The sequence below is a fragment of the Sutcliffiella sp. NPDC057660 genome, from assembly GCF_042800035.1.
GTDB lineage: Bacteria > Bacillota > Bacilli > Bacillales > Bacillaceae_I > Sutcliffiella_A.
The window spans coordinates 24,479-44,703 of sequence record NZ_JBHVHV010000027.1 but is presented as its reverse complement, the minus strand read 5'-3'; the positions used below and the strand labels follow the sequence as shown (position 1 = coordinate 44,703).

General features: G+C 42.3%; 14 protein-coding genes and 3 riboswitches. Of the genes, 5 read left to right on the top strand and 9 right to left on the bottom strand.

Annotated elements, in window-relative coordinates; translation table 11 throughout:
- Positions 1-490: 490 nt before the first annotated feature.
- From ACFVAD_RS23160 to ACFVAD_RS23140, 5 genes are all read right to left on the bottom strand, one after another.
- Positions 491-1,819 carry an NCS2 family permease gene (locus ACFVAD_RS23160; RefSeq protein WP_386645981.1) on the bottom strand — a complete coding sequence of 443 codons (1,329 nt, stop codon included), beginning with the start codon at positions 1,817-1,819 and terminating at the stop codon, positions 491-493.
- 125 nt (positions 1,820-1,944) lie between these two features.
- Positions 1,945-2,046: riboswitch (purine riboswitch) on the bottom strand.
- Positions 2,047-2,183: 137 nt separating this feature from the next.
- Complete coding sequence (gene guaA, locus ACFVAD_RS23155) at positions 2,184-3,704, bottom strand: glutamine-hydrolyzing GMP synthase (protein WP_386645989.1); 1,521 nt, start codon at positions 3,702-3,704, stop codon at positions 2,184-2,186.
- Between the two features lie 180 nt (positions 3,705-3,884).
- A riboswitch (purine riboswitch) is annotated at positions 3,885-3,986 on the bottom strand.
- A 218-nt stretch (positions 3,987-4,204) separates the two neighbouring features.
- Positions 4,205-6,427 carry a transglutaminase TgpA family protein gene (locus ACFVAD_RS23150; RefSeq protein WP_386645978.1) on the bottom strand — a complete coding sequence of 741 codons (2,223 nt, stop codon included), beginning with the start codon at positions 6,425-6,427 and terminating at the stop codon, positions 4,205-4,207.
- A 2-nt stretch (positions 6,428-6,429) separates the two neighbouring features.
- A complete protein-coding gene (locus ACFVAD_RS23145; protein WP_386645975.1) occupies positions 6,430-7,641 on the bottom strand; it encodes a DUF58 domain-containing protein in 1,212 nt (403 codons plus the stop codon).
- Positions 7,641-8,594: an AAA family ATPase gene (locus ACFVAD_RS23140; protein ID WP_386645972.1), complete on the bottom strand. Its 954-nt coding sequence runs from the start codon at positions 8,592-8,594 to the stop codon at positions 7,641-7,643. Before ACFVAD_RS23140 ends, ACFVAD_RS23145 begins: the two co-directional genes overlap by 1 nt.
- A 413-nt stretch (positions 8,595-9,007) precedes the next feature.
- Between ACFVAD_RS23140 and ACFVAD_RS23135 the strand changes: the two genes are divergently transcribed.
- On the top strand, positions 9,008-9,709 hold the full coding sequence (locus ACFVAD_RS23135) for a Na-translocating system protein MpsC family protein (protein ID WP_386645969.1): 702 nt from the start codon (positions 9,008-9,010) through the stop codon (positions 9,707-9,709).
- 205 nt (positions 9,710-9,914) lie between these two features.
- Positions 9,915-10,316 carry an anti-sigma regulatory factor gene (locus ACFVAD_RS23130; RefSeq protein ID WP_386645967.1) on the top strand — a complete coding sequence of 134 codons (402 nt, stop codon included), beginning with the start codon at positions 9,915-9,917 and terminating at the stop codon, positions 10,314-10,316.
- Positions 10,317-10,885: 569 nt separating this feature from the next.
- Here ACFVAD_RS23130 and ACFVAD_RS23125 read toward each other — a convergent pair.
- Positions 10,886-11,362, bottom strand: coding sequence for a CarD family transcriptional regulator (locus tag ACFVAD_RS23125; RefSeq protein ID WP_386645964.1), 477 nt, complete (start codon positions 11,360-11,362; stop codon positions 10,886-10,888).
- A 295-nt stretch (positions 11,363-11,657) separates the two neighbouring features.
- On the opposite strand from ACFVAD_RS23125, the gene cspC reads away from it, so the two are divergent.
- Both cspC and guaC read left to right on the top strand, forming a co-directional pair.
- Positions 11,658-11,861: a cold shock protein CspC gene (gene cspC, locus ACFVAD_RS23120; RefSeq protein WP_047972459.1), complete on the top strand. Its 204-nt coding sequence runs from the start codon at positions 11,658-11,660 to the stop codon at positions 11,859-11,861.
- A gap of 508 nt (positions 11,862-12,369) precedes the next feature.
- Positions 12,370-12,469, top strand: a riboswitch (purine riboswitch).
- A 78-nt stretch (positions 12,470-12,547) separates the two neighbouring features.
- Positions 12,548-13,531 (top strand): GMP reductase, encoded by a 984-nt coding sequence (guaC, locus tag ACFVAD_RS23115; protein ID WP_386645960.1) that lies wholly within the window; start codon positions 12,548-12,550, stop codon positions 13,529-13,531.
- 103 nt (positions 13,532-13,634) lie between these two features.
- On the opposite strand, the gene ACFVAD_RS23110 is transcribed toward guaC, so the two are convergent.
- From ACFVAD_RS23110 to ACFVAD_RS23100, 3 genes are all read right to left on the bottom strand, one after another.
- Positions 13,635-15,092 carry a CoA-acylating methylmalonate-semialdehyde dehydrogenase gene (locus ACFVAD_RS23110; RefSeq protein WP_386645957.1) on the bottom strand — a complete coding sequence of 486 codons (1,458 nt, stop codon included), beginning with the start codon at positions 15,090-15,092 and terminating at the stop codon, positions 13,635-13,637.
- Positions 15,093-15,127: 35 nt separating this feature from the next.
- Positions 15,128-16,324: an iron-containing alcohol dehydrogenase gene (locus ACFVAD_RS23105; RefSeq protein ID WP_386645954.1), complete on the bottom strand. Its 1,197-nt coding sequence runs from the start codon at positions 16,322-16,324 to the stop codon at positions 15,128-15,130.
- 151 nt (positions 16,325-16,475) lie between these two features.
- Positions 16,476-18,266, bottom strand: coding sequence for a sigma 54-interacting transcriptional regulator (locus tag ACFVAD_RS23100; protein WP_386645952.1), 1,791 nt, complete (start codon positions 18,264-18,266; stop codon positions 16,476-16,478).
- Positions 18,267-18,746: 480 nt separating this feature from the next.
- On the opposite strand from ACFVAD_RS23100, the gene ACFVAD_RS23095 reads away from it, so the two are divergent.
- Positions 18,747-20,222 carry a spore germination protein gene (locus ACFVAD_RS23095; protein ID WP_386645949.1) on the top strand — a complete coding sequence of 492 codons (1,476 nt, stop codon included), beginning with the start codon at positions 18,747-18,749 and terminating at the stop codon, positions 20,220-20,222.
- Positions 20,223-20,225 lie beyond the last annotated feature (3 nt).

Genomic DNA, 20,225 nt, shown 5'->3' with positions numbered 1-20,225 from the left:
TTGACTAGCTTTGTATTGCTTTTTCGTTCTTTGTTAATCCCTATAAGATTAACGTGGACGCTGTTGTTTTGTTTAGTTTTCAAAGATCATTTCAACCGTTTAGCTTGTCGCTCCGTGGCGACTTAATTACTATACCATGTTAACCGTTCAAGGTCAACACCTTTTTTAAAATTTCTTTGTTGCCGTGTTGTTTCGAAAAGTAATTTCGTGTTTTGCAGCAACGAATAATAATATACCATCTAACACATGAACCCGTCAACTGTTTTTCTAAAATAATATTTCCGTTAATAATTCCTTCTATTCTATTAGAGAATACTACTAATCTATTCTACCCTCCTAGAATGTTGTTTCTTCTATATTATTGTCTTTACCGTCCACGCCACTTACTAAACATTATTAACCGATTATTCTCCAGAAGTTTTTTCCATCTATCAAGCCACATATAGAAAACCCCCGCTCCATTAAGGAGCAGGGGTCAGATTCTAGTAATCTATTCAACTAAAAACACAAAGTATAAGATGAAGATGACGAACAGTCCGTACATGACAGGGTGAATCTCTTTTGCTCTACCCTTCATGATCATCGTGATCGGGTAGAAGACGAAGCCTGCCGCAATACCTGTTGCGATACTATAAGATAATGGCATCACGATGATGGTCAGGAATGCCGGTACAGCAATTTCGAAATTGTCCCATTTGATTTTGCCAAGCGCAGATACCATCAGTACACCTACGATGATAAGCGCTGGTGCTGTTACCGGTTCGGTGATGACAGATAGCAATGGGAAGAACCAAAGAGATAGGATGAAAAGTAAAGCTGTAACTACGGATGCGAAACCTGTACGTCCACCAGCTGCCACCCCGGCAGATGATTCAATATAAGACGTGGTAGTGGATGTTCCAAGGATTGCACCTGCAACTGTAGCAGTTGAATCTGCGAATAAGGCCTTGCCTGCTCTAGGAAGCTTGTTATCTTTCATAAGTCCAGCTTGGTTGGCTACCGCTACAAGCGTACCTGCTGTATCGAAGAAGTCTACAAATAAGAAAGTCAGGATAACAACCAGCATTTCTATAGTAAAGATGTCACCTAGGTGAGCAAAAGCCGCACCAAATGTTGGCTCTAAACTTGGCGGCACTGCACTAACGATGGCCTCAGGCTTATCAATTAAGCCGAAGATCATCCCTACTACTGCTGTAATAACGATACCGAAGAAAATTCCGCCTTTGAAGCCGCGGACCATAAGAACTACTGTCACGATCAACCCGAAGATTGCAAGAAGTGTATTTCCAGCTGTTAGATCACCCAGTCCTACTAGAACTGCGTCGTCCCCGACAATCACACCTGCATTTTGGAAGCCGATGAAGGTGATGAACAATCCGATACCCGCTCCAACTGCATATTTTAACTCTGCAGGGATGGAGTTGATGATTTTTTCACGTAGACCTGTAAGTGTCAAAGCGATAAAGATTAATCCCGATACCAATACCCCAGCCAAAGCAGTCTGCCAAGGAATACCCATTGTGAGAACTACTGTATAACCGAAGAATGCGTTAAGCCCCATGCCAGGCGCTAGTGCGATGGGATACTTGGCGTATAATCCCATGACTAGGCAACCAATAGCTGCAGATAATGCTGTAGCCGTGAAGACTGCTCCTTGATCCATTCTTAATGCATCCGGATAGTCTCCGACGCTTGCCAAGGAAAGCATAAGTGGATTGACAATCAGGATGTAGGCCATTGCAAGGAATGTTGTCAAACCTGCAACCGATTCTGTTTTATAGCTTGTTCCCAATTTTTCAAACTCAAAGTATTTCTTCATATGAATCCTCCTCGAATGTGTGAAGCAGATAATCGTATAAATCAGAAAAACGCCCCTGGATACCAGGGACGTTGACAGACGAGGATAAGGAAATGATACGGGTGCTCCATTAAAGAGCAGTCCATACACGATTCCATACACCTCGTAGTCAAGCCGTTTACGGTAGCCTGGTAGAAACTTTTGGGCCATATTCCCAAATTTATACGAGATTTGAACTATAAAAGATATGATTTCTGCTCTTATTTTACCAAGCAACCAGCAGCTCGTCAATACAAAATACGAACATTTTCGACAAGAACTTAATATTTATTCGTTTTTTAGTAATAAAAAAGCTGACTGGCATAAATCCAGTCAGCTTTTCGACCTATTCCCACTCAATCGTTGCAGGTGGCTTACTTGTAATGTCATACACGACGCGGTTGATATGATTCACTTCGTTTACGATACGCGTTGAAATGATTTCCAGTACATCCCAAGGAATACGCGCCCAATCCGAAGTCATTCCATCGATGGAAGTAACAGCGCGGATCCCGATTGTGTAATCATACGTACGCTGATCTCCCATTACTCCTACACTGCGGATATCAGGTAATACCGTAAAATATTGCCAGATGTCACGGTCAAGTCCCGCTTTCTTGATCTCTTCACGGAGAATGTGGTCGGATTCGCGAACGATTTCCAATTTCTCATCGGAGATTTCCCCAAGAACACGGATACCTAGTCCTGGACCTGGGAATGGTTGGCGCCATACGATTTCATCCGGAATACCCATTTCAGTTCCCAATGCACGAACCTCATCCTTGAACAATGTGTTCAACGGCTCTATCAGCTGGAACTGCATGTCTTCAGGAAGACCGCCTACATTGTGGTGGGATTTGATTGTTTGTGCTGTTGCCGTACCACTCTCGATAATATCTGTATAAAGTGTTCCTTGTGCCAGATAGTCGATGCCTTCGAGCTTGGACGCCTCATCATCAAATACGTAAATGAATTCGTTCCCGATGATTTTACGTTTTTGCTCAGGATCGGATACACCTTTTAGTTTATTTAAGAAACGGTCTTTTGCATCGACCTTGATTACATTCATATGGAAGCCTTCGGTGAATGTTTTCATCACCTGTTCCGCTTCATTTTTACGAAGCAGACCATGGTCAACGAAAATGCACGTTAACTGATCGCCGATTGCTTTGTGAATCAGAACCGCCACGACCGAAGAGTCTACACCGCCGCTAAGTGCACATAGTACTTTCTTGTCGCCGACGATGTCACGGATTTTCTGCATTTCAATTTCAAGGAAGTTCTCGATAGTCCAGCTGTCTGTACAGCCACAAACGTTGTAGACGAAGTTTTTCAACAGGTCATTTCCGTATACAGAGTGACGTACCTCTGGATGGAATTGAACACCGTACATTTTTTTCTCTTCATTACTGATGCCGGCAATCGGGCATGATGGACTCGTTAAGTCTGTCACGAAGCCTTCAGGTGCACCCACTACCAGATCCCCGTGACTCATCCACACAACCTGCTGATCTGGAAGCTCGCTGTATAATGCGGATTTGTTCATCACAGTAGCAAGCGCTTTGCCGTACTCACGGTGACTTGCTTTTTCCACTACTCCGCCAAAGTGCATCGTCATTAATTGCATGCCGTAACAGATCCCCAGAACAGGAATGCCAAGCTCAAAGATTTCCTCATCACAACGGAAAGACCCTTCTCCGTACACGCTGTTCGGTCCGCCTGAAAGGATGATTCCTTTCGGGTTCATCTTTTTGATTTCTTCCGCCGTAATCGTATGCGGGTGCAATTCACTGTAAACACCGAACTCACGGATACGACGAGTTATTAGCTGATTATATTGACTACCGAAGTCTAAAACGACGACCATCTGTTGAATACCTTCCAACCCAATTCACCTCATAATAGAATATTTATTTCGGAGCACAGCTTTCCGCTTATTTTGACCGTAAAAAGGAAAGATATGCCTGAAAAACACAAAAAAACCAGAATTCCCCCTCATATATACATAAGAAGGCAGAATCCTAGTTTAATAGAGGATAAAATCCCCAAAAGAATAAACTGCCTTCATAGTCGGGTAGTTAACGGCAACCCGGTAGAGACTCTCGAACCATATTATCGAGGATATATGAAGCCAATACTTATTTGATTTAAGCTTTTTCGCATCCATTGTTGCTTTTGACGCATCCAACGTAAACACGTTACATTATTTGCTTTCGTGCTCTATTCCATAAAATTGATTTGAATTTTATGGGGCTAAATGCAGTAAAAAATCCAAAAGCTAATTTTATACGGATATAGGCAACAAACCTTAAGAAAAGAGCCTTGATTTATAATTTGTCCTTATTCTATCAATGTGTTTCCAGGAGGTCAAGATGATGCCTTTTTAATTAAATTTTCCCATAATTCCACCGATTTCTCCCATTCTTCCCGAGAGGGGTTTCCTCGGTATAGTACTCGTTCGTAGTGGGACGTCAGGCTCTGCATATCGCTGCTTCTGTAAAAATTGTCAATGTACTTTGCGTACTCCCTTAAGGTCTGACCATCCTCGCGCACTAGTCCGATGGAATGAAATTGCTTCAATAAGGTGTTGTACGCTTTGCCAAAGGTTTTCTCATCTCTTCTGCCTTTATAGCGTGCAATATAGAAATAAGGCCTCCATTTGTTTCTTGTAAAGAAGAGAACGAGGAATGCTCCTACCCCTATCCCTAAAGTGAGGAGAACCGGTTTCCATGTAAGCTCAAAATCAAAGGTTGTACCTGTACCTTCCGAAGAACCCCCACCTTCATCTATGTCCTCTTGGCCAAGATCCGGTCGTTCCGCATCAGGTCGTTCTGGAGATTCAGGTTGTTCCGGGGTCTGTTCTTCCCCGTTTTGGCCTGCAGCATTGCGATCTACCGCTTCATACACGAAGCTGTAGGGATTACTGAAACCGCTTGTCGGTTCATAGGTGACCCATCCAACCTCCGGATAGTAGACCTCCACCCACGAGTGCGCATTGTTATTGGTTACTTCGAGCACTCTGTTGGCACTATTCACAGCTTGGGCGCCCTGGGCTGTTTCCCCTTCGGTATATCCCTTCACCCATCTTGCAGGAATATCGACTGCACGCAGTAAAGCGATCATGGAAGTGGAGAAGTTGTCGCAATAGCCCATCTGTGTTTCAAAAAGAAATTGATCGACATAATCCTGGTCTCCCGTTGGAACCGCTACGTTCGTTGTTTCATACGTGAAGCCATTGTTTCTGAAATAGCGCTCGACCGCCTGGACCTTATCATGCCTTGTGGAGTAGGAGTCCGTGATGTCGACAGCCAGTTCTCTTACACGCTCCGGCAAGCTTTCCGGCAATTGTGTGTACCGCTCGACGAATTCTTCCTCACTTTCCAGTCCGGTGCCTGGTACTGCACTTTTCAAGGATTCGATATAATATCGAGGAAAGTTGTAGTTAACCTGATATTCTTCCAATCGAATTGATTCCTCTTCCAAATCCCGGGTGGTTATCTTTTCCGTGATCGGGTTTATTTCATACAGCGCTTCTTCCTCTGCTTCCACTCCGGTAAAGCCGAGTGGATAGTTGATATGAGGATAGGTTTTTTCCATCGTGATCGTTGCGGTCAGCGGTGTCTTTTCCACCGCTTCGGCAATCCATTCCACAGCGGTGTTCTCTCCGCCTTCAAGTGGTACCGGATCTGCTTCTGTCGCATCCCAGCCCTTACCTGTATAGATGTCCTTTGTCTCTACCCGCCAATAATGCGACTCGGTGACCTCTGCCTGGAAAACCACCGTATCGTCCGGAATGAATGGCCCTCCCAGACGGGAATCATTTTCCCCATAGCCGATTTTTTTGACTCCGCCTGATCCGTTGCCGCTATCTTTATTGAAAGATGTAAGGAACGGAACCGGGTCAGGCCAGATTGGAGCGGCTTTAGGGGACAAGTATCCGACTGTAGCAGAAAGCAGAACAAAAGCGGTAAGGGGAATTCCCCATGCCAGCAACATTTTACCTGATTTGTAGATTCCTTCTTTCTCCTTCAGGCGCTCCATATGGACAAATCCGACAATGAGCAGGCCGACAATCATCAGGCGAACAATCGCTGCGTTCCCTTCATAAACCGTAAAGGTATCGAGGATGGCCACATAGGTGACCGTGAAAACGACAAACAGGAGCATCTGCTTGCGATACAGGATCCAGTAGATCACCAGATAGCTTACGAGCCATAATAAAATGAATAAGAGCAGGCTTCGAAACAGGCCGGTCATGGAAGTCCACTCGCCTGCCCATATGATATCGAAGTTAAAGGTCAGATCCTGCCATAAAAAGGAGAGCCATTCCCTGCTCAGGAACACGCCATCCATGTACAGGATGTGAAGGAAATACATCATAAACCCCATCTGCACGATAATACTCAAAATGGGAATGATCTGTAGAAAGGACAGGGCAAACGCCACTGTCAGGAACACGATGAAAACGTAGAGATTGGCGGTGTCTGTCACTTCCTCCAATGGGAGCACCCACTCAAGCAGCAGGATGAAGCCGAATACATGCATAAGGAAAGCATACAAGTTTCGTTGATACGGATTGGCTGTGGCCACGCTTAACTCACCTCACTTATCGTCTCGGTTGAATGACCAGCGTTACTGACCTTGACTTGAATATTTCTTCGTTTTAAGAGATTCATATACGAATGCTCTTCCTTCGACAACCTTGCCCCCTCATCCTTGGTGATGATCACCTGTAGATGAATATGGCGGTGCGATAATTTTTCGAGGCTTTCCACGGTTTCCTTTGTCAATTTACCTGTAAGGAAAAGAAAGGTCACCGTCGGCTGGAACTTTCCGATCTCCATTTCTATCACCTTAGCGAAGCTGCGTTTGCTGTTGGGCTGCACCTTGGCCAGATGATAGTAGATTTGCGAAAACTGCTCCTCCCCGCTGCGTAAAGGGAAAACGGAATGATCTTCTCCGACGGAAACGAGTCCGATCTGGGACCCATATTTCAATACCGCCTTTGTCAACGTGGCGGTATAACTGACTGCCGCTTCAAAGGACGAGGACTGGGACCGATCCAGCAGGAGCACCACATCATGGCTTTGCTGCTGCTCAAACTCTTTTGTCATAATGTCATTCTTTCTGGCTGTCGCCTTCCAATCTATCCAGGAAAAGCGGTCGCCCGGCTGGTATTCCCTGACCCCCACTGTCATCGAGGTATCGCGGATCAACCTCATATTGGAAGAAGTGGAGCCTTGATCAAATTTGTTTTCATTCTGCTTGTAGACCATTTCCGAATAATGTGGGTAGACCAGGAATTTCCGTTTCATTTGAATCAGTCTTTCCTTTTCCATCAGGCCCAGGAAATCCCCGGTCTTGAAGCGTATCGCCGATAGAGTGTGCTCTCCGCGAGGAATCCGGTCCAGTGCATACTGAAACGTGATGGTGTTTTTGAACCAAGGGAAAATGATCCTTTTCGCCTGCTTTGTCTGCTGGCTGAACAGAAGATTGCTCGGAAGCACTTCCTCGACCAATAAATAAGTGAGCGGAAAAGGAATGGTTCGTTTTAACGTAATGGTTCCGACCAGCCTGTCCCCTGCCTTGTACTGCTCCTGATTCAAGGTTCTCTCCACCTTGAAATCCCCCAACGGATAAAGCAGCACCAATAAGGAGAAGAGGGCAAAGGGCAAAAAGCTGAAAAATAGGAACCAGCTGACAAAGCCCCCCTGGAACATGGCATAAACAAACGTGATAATGACCAGAAATAGGAAGGAAATTAATTTTGAAACCTTTTTGGCTTTTTGGAAAAATCGTTTCATTAGCGGCTCATCGACCTTTGTACAGGGATTGGTGTCCGATCTATCACTTTTTTGACTACCTGCTCCGCTGTCATTCCTTCAAATTTCGCTTCCGATTTCAGGATAATACGGTGTGGCAGTACGTATTTAGCCAAATACTGCACATCATCCGGCAGGACATAATCCCTGCCATGGATAAAGGCATAAGCCTGCGCAGCTTTCATTAGTGCAACGGAACCACGCGGGCTCGCACCAAGATAGACAGATTGATGGGTTCTTGTTCGATTCACGAGATCTACGATATACTCCTTTACCGTGACATCCACGTGTACCTCTTTTACCTGCTTCTGCATCTCCTGGAGTTCTTCCAATGTAATAACAGATTGCAGTTCATTGATTGGCTGGCGTTTTTCTGTGGTATGTAAAATCTGCACCTCTTCTTCCGGAGTCGGGTAGCCCATATTCATCTTAAAGAGAAAACGGTCCAATTGCGCTTCCGGCAGCGGATATGTTCCTTCATATTCAATTGGGTTCTGGGTTGCCATGACAAAGAAAGGACTGCCCAACGAGAGCGTATTGCCATCCACCGTCACACTCGCTTCCTCCATCCCCTCGAGCAGGGCTGCCTGTGTTTTCGGCGAGGTACGGTTGATCTCGTCCGCCAATACGATATTGCCCATTATCGGTCCGGGTCGAAACTCAAAGCGCAGCTCCTTGGGATTATAGATGGAACTCCCCGTCACATCCGACGGCAAAAGGTCCGGGGTAAACTGAATACGCTTGAATTCCGCGCCGACGGATTTTGCCAACGAGCGCACCATCAGTGTTTTTCCGACACCAGGCACATCCTCCAACAGGACGTGACCTCCTGCCAAAAGTGCTACTATGCTTAATTCTGCAACATGCTCTTTTCCGATCATGACGTTTCCGATATTATCCAAGATGCGTTTGACTTGTAACTGAGAAGTTTCCATTGACTATGTACCCCCTAGAGAATCTATGTTTCTAGCATTTTTCCATAAAGACACTTAACCTTCATACTATTCGCCTGGCACCGGCTAAATTCCTTTTTTAGGCAATAAATATAATTTGCAATATTCCCTATTTATAGAATAACAAAAAAAATAGATTAATAGGTAGTAATCGCTCTTTTAAAAAAGGTTTCCAAACTTTTGTGTAGAATACTACAAGAAGCGTATTCACATGTGCGGTTAGTGTTCATTAATAAAGAGGTAGATACTGGGATATAAGCGTAATTGGTGGGATTGTTTCCTTATTTGCGTTATACTGTACTTTAGAAGTTTCTTTGTTTTTGGAAAAATTAACCCTGTTTGATAGAAAAATTATAAGGAATAAAGATATGATGCTTTGTTCTTAGAGGAATGACATGATGGGGATAAAGAAAAGCCAGCTGGAATTAGCAAGCAGTATCGGAAGAATTTTAAGGGATCACTTCGGAAAAGGTCCGGAATCCATTTTTGTAACCATTTCGAGGCCGTATATTACCATTTATTTGCGTAATTTTTTGACTCCCATGGAACAAGCATTAATAAATGAAAAGCATGAATTGACTGTCGAAGAGACACGGGATAAGCTCATGCAAAGACTGGCGCCTGAATTGAAAGAACTGATAAAAAATGTCTCCGGTATGGAGATAAACGAATTCTATTATGATTGGACATTAGCAAATGCTTCAGGCATATTCGTAGGGATCGGCGCGGAAGATGCATTTCCACCTGATTATTCCTACCCGGAGAGCATCAAAGTGGAATTGGAAGTCTCCAATGTAAGCAAAATTGCCGAAAAAGCACCAAATCAAATTTTTTCCCATCAATTAAACGCTCGAACTCTTATCGTTATCCGAAAAGGGATCCTGGTAGAGATCGAGAAGATGCTCATTGAGCTGGGTTTTGAAGAACCGTTGACTATTTCAAAAAGGAAGCTTGAAAAAGGGCTTCTCTATCAAAGGAAAGAACTGTTCGAAGAGTATCTGGATGCAGAGATTGACGATATATTTGTAAACTGGGACTTTCACCTGGACAAAAGCACCATCCTATTTATTCTAAATCCTAATAATAGGCAGCAATGATCTAGGCATGGAACTAGACATAAGCCAAAAAGAGGTAGTCACCTGACCTTCTTTTTGGCTTTTTTTATTTGCCGATGCTTTCAACATAGGGTTGCATGCCCTATTTTTATCTATATAATCAACAGACTTTACAAAAAGAGCCATATTAACTGAAATTCCTTATAAGTAATTTCAAATCAATATCTTACCCTTGGAGGGTTGCCGAATGACTGTTAAGCACCAACTGAAAATCAATGAAGAAAAAGATATCATACACGTCAGGAAAATTGGCCGTGAAGTCGCAAAAATGCTCGGCTTCAACCATATTGATCAGGTAAGGATCACTACCGCCATATCCGAGTTGGCCAGAAACGTAGTAAAGTATGCTGGCAATGGAACCATTTCCATTTCAACCATCCATCAGTATGCTCCGGGTCTCGAGATTGTGGTCCAGGACGAAGGACCGGGCATCGCGAATATCAAGAAGGCCATGGAGGATGGCTTTACCACCTCAAACAGTTTAGGTGCCGGACTCCCAGGAGTCAAACGACTGATGGACGAATTCCTCATTGAAAGCCAAGTCGACAACGGCACACAAATTCGAGTAGTCAAATGGTTGAAAAATTGACTGCTCTTCCACTAGGTAATATGCCCTACCACTTACTATTTACCCCTTTGATCTTTTCTTAAACCAAAACAATCAACCATTTCCCCTTTTCATTCACCTTTTAAACTGTCTATCTGCTTCATCTCCCATGAGTCCAACCTGAATGTCTTCAAAAAAAGCCCTAGTATTAAAACTAGAGCCCTAGTAGAAAACGAAATCTCCGTGGAATTAATCACCCGGGGCTATATCGTACTTATAGCCGCCATAAAAGGTAACATCTAAATCATCGTCAGTCGGATCCGAAACCTTCACCTTTAACGTCGGATCTCCGTCAACTGGTGTCTCCGCATCATCTGCAGGAGAAACGAGCTCCGGCTTTATTTAATGTGATAAATAAAAATGGTTTCCTAGTCTGGAAACCATTATTGTTGTTGACTATATGGTATTACTATCCGTTTATCTCTTTTAAGTAATAATAAAAATGGATTAAGTTGCAGAAATAACAAAAGAGGTTAATGCTCCAAAAGTGAGTTTAAGAAGTAGGGTGTCTTTGAACTTTTAAAAATTATTAATATTCCTAAAAGTTAACCTTAACAAAAGCTTTTTATTTGATTTTCAGTGATCCCTTTAATTAATCTCAGTTCACTAATCAAAAATTCATTTGCGTTATTCAGCATTCTTTTTTCGCTTGAATTAAGTGCTTTCTCCTTCTTCATACGCAGTAGATCACGTACAACTTCAGCACCTTCTTGTATTTTGCCTGTTTTGATTTTTTCCGTGTTCAATTTAAATCTTTGTTTCCACGGCATTAATCTATCTGATTCTCCATGCTGAAAAATGTGCATGATGTGTTTCAATGCAATGATGTCAGTAACAGGGCGTACACTGGAACTTAATATTTTACCCGTAGGAATCATGATTTGCATATTGCTCATAAACATTCTTATGACATAATACTGTTGTTTTTCCCCAGATATTTCCTTTTCTTCTATATCTTTAATTATACCTACTCCGTGCATTGGATAAACAATGTTATCGCCAATTTGAAACAAATAATCCACCTCCATATTTGGTAACCCTCTTAACCTTAACACATATAAAATTTTTTAACAAAATATTTTATAATATCATAACTTTATTTTTACAGTCAACAAATTTCCTTAAAAAAACAAAGAAATAGTAGGAATTAAGTCCAATTACTAATAAAAGGAAGTTTGCACCTGCGATTTCTACAGTCTAATACCAATAATTTGCAAGTTCTTTCATTTTCTGATATGATTAACTTAATTATTTTTGTTCGGTGTAATGGCTTGGCCAAGAATAGTAATACATTGTGTGGCAACGCACTAGGAGGCAACAAAAATGGAACAAGGTACAGTAAAATGGTTTAATGCAGAAAAAGGTTTCGGCTTTATCGAACGCGAAAATGGAGACGATGTATTCGTTCACTTCTCCGCAATTCAAAGTGATGGCTTCAAATCTTTAGACGAAGGTCAAAAAGTAACGTTTGACGTTGAGCAAGGTGCTCGTGGAGCTCAAGCTTCTAACGTTCAAAAAGCTTCTTAATCTTAAATCGTTTATACAAAAACAGGCCCTTTATATATGGCCTGTTTTTTTATGTTTTCCGAGAGAGGTGCAGGGCTCATCCCTCGACCCACTCCAAATCTCTACTAAATCCATTTCTAATCCCCTCTTAATGAGTAACCCCACTATATTTGTATTTCAATATACCTTTCGAAAATAGTCGATATTTCTCGAACCATTTTCAAGCCCGTTAATTCAATAACAAAATTCAATTTAATCAAACGTTTGTTTAAAAATTACTATTTCGACTAAAAGATAAGCTTCGAGTGTTTCGTAATCGGGCTCATTATTGCTTTAAGTCAAACTGGTTCATAGAAAATAGACACACGAAAACTCCAAAGATCTCAATGGTGTGTTCTATATGCTTTATTAGCGAAAAAAACTCCACCTCGACTAAAAACATTTAAAACTCTACCTGATTTTAAATTAAATACGAACATTTTATTATTTACATAACAATAAGGTTCGTTTATAATCAAATTTGTGTTGAAATTACTTATAAAGTTTCATTCGTATATTCTTAGAGATATGGTCTAAGAGTTTCTACTAGGAGCCGTAAAATCCTAACTACGAATGGGTAGGATTGCTCTGCCCATTTTTAGTCTGGATTTTTTGTTGTGTAAAAACCGAACATTACTATGAAAATTATTCTTTTAGGAGTGTGTCTCATGGAAAATGTATTTGATTATGAAGATATTCAGTTAGTCCCAAATAAATGTGTAGTTAACAGCCGATCTGAGTGTGATACCACGGTAACTCTTGGTGGCCGTCAATTTAAACTTCCTGTAGTGCCAGCCAATATGCAAACGATCATTGATGAAAAGATTGCCCTATATCTTGCTGAAAATAACTACTTTTACATCATGCACCGCTTTGAGCCACAAAAGCGTCAAGCATTCATTGAGAACATGCATGCAAAAGCCCTTTACGCTTCCATCAGCGTTGGAGTGAAAGAAGAAGAGTATTCCTTCGTTGAAGAGCTTGCAGCAGCAGGTCTTACTCCTGAATTCATCACAATCGACATTGCCCATGGCCATTCAAATGCTGTCATCAATATGATTCAGCATATCAAAAAACACTTGCCAGAGAGCTTTGTCATTGCCGGAAATGTTGGTACTCCTGAAGCAGTGCGTGAACTGGAACATGCCGGCGCAGATGCAACAAAAGTAGGAATCGGTCCTGGTAAAGTATGTATCACGAAAATTAAAACAGGCTTCGGAACTGGAGGCTGGCAGTTGGCAGCACTTCGTTTATGTGCAAAGGCAGCAAGCAAACCGATCATTGCCGATGGTGGAATCCGCACACACGGTGATATCGCGAAATCCGTACGTTTCGGTGCAAGTATGGTCATGATCGGCTCCCTTTTTGCCGGCCATGAAGAATCACCAGGAGAAACGATCGAAATAGAAGGAAAGCTTGTTAAAGAATACTTCGGTTCTGCTTCCGAATTCCAAAAAGGCGAAAAGAAGAACGTAGAAGGTAAAAAAATGTTTGTCGAGCATAAAGGTTCCTTACAGGACACATTGACCGAAATGGAACAAGATCTTCAATCTTCCATTTCCTACGCTGGTGGAACCACTTTAGACTCCATCCGTCACGTAGATTATGTGATTGTGAAAAATTCTATTTTTAATGGGGATAAGGTGTACTAAGCGTCTAGATATGGGACTTAAAAAAGTAAAATGGTCAGAAGAGAATTCATCTTCATAAAAGAAGAGCTGCTTGATATTAAATATCAGCAGCTCTTCTTTCATTTTACCAACGGGCCGTCAGCATTTTTCTTCTTGTATAAAATTCTACTCCGTCTGATCCGTTAGCATGAAGATCACCGTAGAAGGAGTTTTTCCAGCCTGAGAAAGGGAAGAATGCCATTGGGGCAGGGACACCTATGTTGACACCAAGCATGCCGACTTCAATGTTTTCTCTGAAGGTGCGGACATTGCTGCCATTTTGAGTGAAAAGACATGCGCCGTTTCCAAAATCAGAGTTATTGGTAAGTTCGATTGCTTCTTCCAGATTCTTCACGCGAACAATGGATAGTACTGGAGCAAAGATTTCTTCCTTCCAGATTTTCATAGTTGGTTGAACATGATCAAAAATAGTTGGGCCAATAAAATAACCCTTTTCGTGATAAGCTTCGTCATTGCGGCCGTCGCGGACAAGGGAAGCCCCTTCTTGTTCGCCACTCTCAATATAGCTACTTGTACGGTCTTTATTTTCTTGGCGGATAACTGGACCTAAGAAGACATCCTCGTCCATCCCGTTTCCAATTGTCAGCTGGCTTGCCTCTTTTTTCAATCTCGCAACAAGCTCATCTGCAACCGAGTCCACCGCTACTACAACGGAGCACGCCATGCATCTTTCTCCTGCAGAACCGTATGCTGCACCAATAATTTCTTTTACCGCACTGTCAAGGTCCGCATCCGGCATGACAATGGAGTGATTTTTCGCACCGGCAAGTGCCTGAACCCGTTTGCCTTTTGCTGTCGCAGATTTGTAAATGTATTCGGCAACTGGTTGGGAACCAACAAAAGAAATAGCAGGTACATCTTTATGCTCAATTAGGCTGTTTACTACATCATGTGCACCATGGACAATATTGAATACGCCAGAAGGGAGACCAGCTTCTGTAAACAATTCTGCCAGGCGGTTAGCTAGGATCGGTGTCCTTTCTGATGGCTTTAGGACGAATGTATTTCCGCATGCAATGGCAAGAGGGAACATCCAGCAAGGAACCATCATCGGAAAGTTAAAAGGTGTAATGCCGCCAATGACACCAACGGGATAACGGTACATGCCTGATTCAATATTTGTTGCAATATCTGGAAGCTGCTTACCCATCATCAGGGATGGGGCACCTGCAGCGAATTCCACACATTCTATGCCACGCTGTACCTCGCCATATGCTTCTTTAAAGCTTTTGCCGTTTTCCTGTGTAATCAATTTGGCTAACTCATCCCAGTGGTCTATTAATAGCTGCTGATATTTAAATAATACCCTTGCTCTCTTCGGAACTGGTGTTTTACTCCAGATTTTGAACGCTTCTTTTGCTGCTTGAACCGCTTTATCAACATCCACCTTTGTAGATATAGGCGTATGTGCAAGTACCTCACCAGTAGCAGGATTTGGCACAGCTTCGAATTTATCCGTATTGGCGTCGACCCATTCCCCATTGATAAAGTTTTTTAATATGTTTTGTGTTGCTGTTGTCATCTTTCATTTCTCCTTTCACCTTTAGAATCTATGAATTAGACTTTCTCTTCCTCAGTAGCAAGCTGATAGTCATAGCAAACATGGTACAGTTCTGCCAATTCAACCTGGGTCGGCACTCTTGGGTTATTTGCCGGACTGCCAGAGTCAATTGCGTCTGCTGTCATTTTCGCCACGGCAAGCTTAAATGCTTGCTCATCGATCCCCCAACCTCGCAAGTTAGGAATCTGTAATTTTAAGCAAAGCTCCTTAATAGATTGAACCGCAACCTCAGCCGCTTCTTTATTGGAAAGGGCTTGGTTTTGAGCTGTAAAAATCCTGCCGATATCCGCCATGCGATCCACACATGATTCCTGGCTGAATTCCAACACCGCCGGCAACAGCATGGCATTCGAAATTCCGTGTGGCACATGGAACAGAGCCCCTATCGGACGGCTCATACCATGCACTAGACATACAGATGCGTTTGAGAATGCCATTCCAGCCTGAAGCGCTCCCAAACTCATCGCCTCACGCGCATCGATATTTCCCCCATCATTGTATGCGGTTAAAATATTCTCCACGATAAGCTTCATAGCTGATAAGGCTATCGTGTCTGTCATTGGATGTGCTCTCTTGGACAAATAAGCTTCCACCGCATGACTTAGCGCGTCCACTCCAGTTGCTGATGTTACATGTTGCGGTGAGGATAAGGTCAGCAACGGATCAACAATTGCAACATTTGGCATAAAAGCAGGCTGTTTAATCATCATTTTGACATCAGTGGAGGAACTCGTAATCACCGTTACATCTGTTGCCTCAGAGCCTGTCCCTGCTGTTGTCGGTATCGCAATGTGAGGAACTGACGCTTGCATTGCGAGCTTCTTTCCACCCATATAGTCGCCAATATAGCCTCCGTTCGTCACAAGAACCGCAATTGCCTTTGCTGTATCGATACAGCTTCCCCCACCAACAGAGATGACCAAATCACATTGCTCTTTTTGGAAAATCTCCATTGCTTCTGCTACATAAACATCAGTTGGCTCAGACGCTACCCCAAGATATACGACACTTTGAACATCCGTTGCGTCCAAATACGTTCTGCATTCATTGACATATCCCAGTTGATCCATTATTCGATCACTAATGACTAAAGCTTTGCTCCCCCTTTGTGCAGCTTCCACTCCAACCTTTTCATAAGAGCCTCTTCCATAAAAAATAACCTCCGGAACACGAAAAATTGCTGGTTTCTCCATTGAACTTTCCACCCCTTTTGTTCTGTCAAAAACATACTTGCAAAAAGTGTGCCAACATGGAAACCCTTACATTCCAAAGTTCTATGACCGTAAAAATGTAGTCCCTACACTACAGTTGTAGATTTATTGTAGTGAAAACCCTACACCACCCTCATGCTAATCCGTGTTTTTTAAGCTTTTGATAAAGAGTTGTTCGATGGATGCCAAGCAATTCTGAAGCCTTGGATTTATTACCACCAGCTTTTTTTAGTGCCTCGAGAATTAATTCCGACTCTTTTTTGTTTCCCAAAAACTTGGCTTCTTCGAGAAAACCTCGTTCTACTTTTGTATTCGTAGTTTCCAAGCGTTTCAATATATCCGGCAAATGATGATATTCAATCACCTTTACATCTACAAGCGTCACCAGTTGCTCAATCGTGTTCACCATCTCCCTGATGTTTCCTCGCCAAGAATACTGGACAAAGGCCTTCACTGCTTCAGACGTGAAAATTTTTGCTGGCATCTGATACCGTTCACATATTTCTCTCAAATAATAAATCAGAAGAACCGGTATATCCTTTTTCCTTTCACGAAGCGGAGGGATATGCAATTGAATAATATTAAGCCGGTAGTATAGATCCTCCCGAAATTTTCCCACTTCAATTAATTGCTTTAGGTTACGGTTGGTCGCAGCAATGACTCTTGCATTGATTTGGATCTTTTTCAGACCTCCTACCCGTTCCGCTTCCTTTTCCTGAAGCACCCTTAATAGCTTCGTCTGCATCACAAGTGGCATATCTCCAATTTCATCGAGAAATATCGTCCCATTGTCGGCAAGCTCAAATTTCCCCGGCTTCCCGCCCTTTCTTGCCCCGGTAAAGGCCCCTTCTTCATAGCCAAATAATTCCGATTCAAAGAGATGCTCTGGAATGGCTCCACAATTCACGCTAATGAACGGACCGGTTGAAAAGGGGCTGAGGTGGTGAATGCTTTTTGCAAACATCTCCTTTCCCGTTCCGCTTTCACCTGTTATCAAGACCGTAGCTGCAGTTCTTGCTGCCTTACGAGCCATCCTCTTTACCTCCATCAGACCATCGCTCGTGCCAATGATTTGATCAATCGTAATCCGGCTGTCTTTTTCCTGTTTTTTTGTCAGCAAGTCTTGTTGCTTTTCTTGATTTCCCTGAAGCTTTTCATAGATTTTATATACTTCTGTAACACCTTCAAAAATGAGCATTCCAATAGCCCCAGCAATCCTGCCATTCTGCCAAAGTGGAATACGATGGACCACCATGTCATGTCCTTGAATGTTTTGGAGAACACCCCTTTCTGCAATCCCCGTTTTCACTGTCTCATGCAGGTGGGTATTATCAATTACTTCTGTCACATGCCTCCCAATGGCATCCTCACGTGAAATTCCTGTAAACCGGCTATATGCTTCATTGAATTCCTGCAAAATACCATTTTCATCGACTACCGCAATCCCCTCATACGCCGATTCTAGAATGGCCCCAAGAGCACTTGAAGAATGTTGTTGATTCAGTTTATACATATATTTGGACACCCCGTCGAGTATATCCCTTGCTGTTAGAACGCCAACAAGCTTGCCGCTTTTATCTAATACAGGATAATAATCATATGGAAGTGATAGGGTATGAAGAATAGACTCATCTGGACGGACAAAAGCGAGATTCGCCTTTGGAATGCTGCTGATTAGTTTTTCCCCACCATTGCCTTGCGCAAAATATTGTAGGAGTTTTCTCGAAGTAATAATGTCAATTATCTTATTGGCTTCGTCCACGACAGGTAGGCAATCCAGTTGAAAATGTACCATCATCTCAGAAGCCTTTCGCATTGTGTTCCATGGACGAATAAAATAAGGGCTTGGTGTCATCCAATTTTTGACTTGAAATAGCTCTTCTTGTTGAAGATGTAACTTCTCTTCTAATTTAGAAAGAGACATGCTAGCGCACCCTTCCGTTATAATTTTCTAAATTATAACACTTCTGGCATGCGTTTGCGGGAGCCCTGAGGGTTATATTCCTAACTAATATGTATCGTATATACAATTAGTTCCTATATTAAAATTCTTCCGAATAAAAAACGAGTATAAACCACAAATGGTTTCATACTCGCTTCACGCTACATATAAGGCTTTAATGCTATCTTACTTAAACCATCCCTTCCACTTAAACCAAATAAACAAGCTTATCCCCATGACGGCCATGACTCCAAGCGCGACAAAGTACCCGTATCTCCAAGCCAGTTGATTGTTTAATTTATGATGAGGATGAGTTGATTGCAAAAGTTAAGGGAGTGTTATTGTGACGAGAAACCGCTAAAATGGGTTCTTATGTCATTTTCTGATGGTATGAATTGGCTGAATCTGAACATAATATCAATGGTGCAAATACATTATTATCTTATTAGGAGATTGATGTTCATGTTTAGGAAGAGGACGAGTACAGGGGTAAGAAATAGCACAGAGCAAGCCCAAAATACACCAATCACACTAGAGGTTATCCTTGAACGCGTAGACAATATGGAAGACGCTGAAATAATAGAACATCAAACACCTAATGTTTCAACCATTATACTGGTATACATAAGAACATTGATTGATATCGCAAGGTTGAATGAATCTGTAATTCAACCATTACGGAGCTGCAGCAATGAAAATCATTTGGAATGTATTTCCGCCTCCAAAATCACAGAAATTTTAACGGTGGAAGAGGCCGAAAAACAATTGATGCTGGGATCCATACTTATTTTTGACACCGATGAAAATCAATGGTGTTCAGTCAATCTTAAAGATCCATCAGGAAGAGGGATAGAAACCTCTGAAACAGAAACAATTCTTTATGGAGCCAAGGACAGTTTCACTGAAAACATAGAACTGAATATAGCATTGATTCGCAGAAGGCTGCCAATAACAACCTTGAAAACAGAAAAATTCACGGTAGGATCACTAACTGAAACAAATGTTGTCTTAATGTATATCGAAGGTATAACGAATACTAAATTCATTACGATTGCAAGGGAGAAAATCAAGAATGTAAATTATGACCAAATCCTTGACTCCTCCCAACTAGCAGCTTTTATGGAAGATCACACACATACTGTATTTCCACAATTTCAACAAACTGACCGTCCTGATGTGTGTGCCTTCGCACTTGGCGTTGGTAAACTTGTCATACTGGTCGATAATACACCGTTTGCTCTGAATGCTCCAATCACCTTTTTCCATTTATTCCAATCACCTGAAGATTATATTAATCGTTGGATTGTTGCAAGCTTCTTGCGGATCATAAGATATTTAAGTTTCATGCTCTCCTTACTGATGGTTCCACTATATGTTGCGTTAGCGACACATCATTATCAGATGATTCCCTTGCAAATTTTATTCGTCCTTGTGGATACGAGAAGTCAATTGCCACTAAGCCCGTTTTGGGAATCGCTCATTATGTTGGTGACAATTGAAATCATTAAAGAAGCAAGTCTAAGAATGCCTACGAAATCTGGTCAAACATTAGGCGTCATCGGTGGTATTGTCGTTGGACAGGCAGCTGTAGAAGCAGGGTTCGCTAGTCAAGTTCTGATCGTTTTGGTTGGTATTTCTGCAATCGCTTCGTTTCTAGTGCCGAATTATTTGATGTCCAAAGCCAACACTTTGATACAATTCATACTATTGATCCTTGCTTCTTTTCTTGGAGTAATGGGCATTTTTATGGGCATCCTTATACTTTTTGTCCATATGAACGCACTTACTTCCTTGAAGCAGCCATATTTAGTCCCTGTTACACCTTTTTATGGGAAAGATTGGCTTGATCTATTTATTCGCGGACCATTGCAATGGATGAAAACAAGACCTGAGGCTCTTCATCCTTTACAAAAATGGCGTTATAGCCGAAGGAGATAATCC